This window comes from Aurantimonas sp. A2-1-M11, assembly GCF_036549475.1.
Lineage (GTDB): Bacteria > Pseudomonadota > Alphaproteobacteria > Rhizobiales > Rhizobiaceae > Aurantimonas.
The window spans coordinates 1-650 of sequence record NZ_JAZHLI010000224.1; the positions used below are offsets into that span (position 1 = coordinate 1).

The 650-nt window shown below is 65.4% G+C and carries 1 pseudogene; it reads right to left on the reverse strand.

Features of this window, described 5'->3' with window-relative positions:
- Window positions 1-610, reverse strand: a pseudogene (locus tag VQ042_RS25800) (hypothetical protein); the annotation flags it as partial.
- Between the last annotated feature and the right edge of the window lie 40 nt (window positions 611-650).

Below are 650 nucleotides of genomic sequence, written 5' to 3' on the forward strand. Positions count from 1 at the left end.
AAGGGACACCGCCCCGGGTGTGGTCCTGAAGCGCGAGCGCATGTTGCGCGGCGCCGGGTGGCACGGGCGCATCGAACCGCGGCAATGTCCCGGGCTTGTCGTGCGAATGGTCGGACGGGTTGTGCTTGTGCTGATGATCGCCGTGCCCGACCGTGTCAGCATGAGGTTCGTCGTCGTGCGAGTGGCCGTGATCATCATGCGCAACGTGCAGCGTGAGGACCGGGTCGTGGGAAGCCGATGGACCCTGGGGCACCGCGAACATGGCGAAGACGACCGCCAGAGCGATCGTCAGATGTCCGAAGAGAGTTCGGGTGAGCTTCGGCATGCGGTCGGCGGCTGCTTCCCTCGGGCGAACGCCGCGATCCTGATCCCCGATCCCGGCGCGAAACTTGTCGGCGAGGAAGATGGCGCAGTCATGGTGGCGGAAGGAATCTCCTTCGCATCCGAGCGCACCAACGCAGCGGCGACTTGACTTCGAGGGCCGCTCTGGCTGAATGCCCGAATGGGGACTGCGATCTCCCCACGAGGCTCCGGCCGAAGCATCGCGTCCCCTCATCCATTCATGGAAAGGACGCGTCATGGCCTCGACGATCACCATCTCCTGCGACAAGCTCTCCCGCCTCGTCGGGACCCCGAAATCTCCCCTCGTC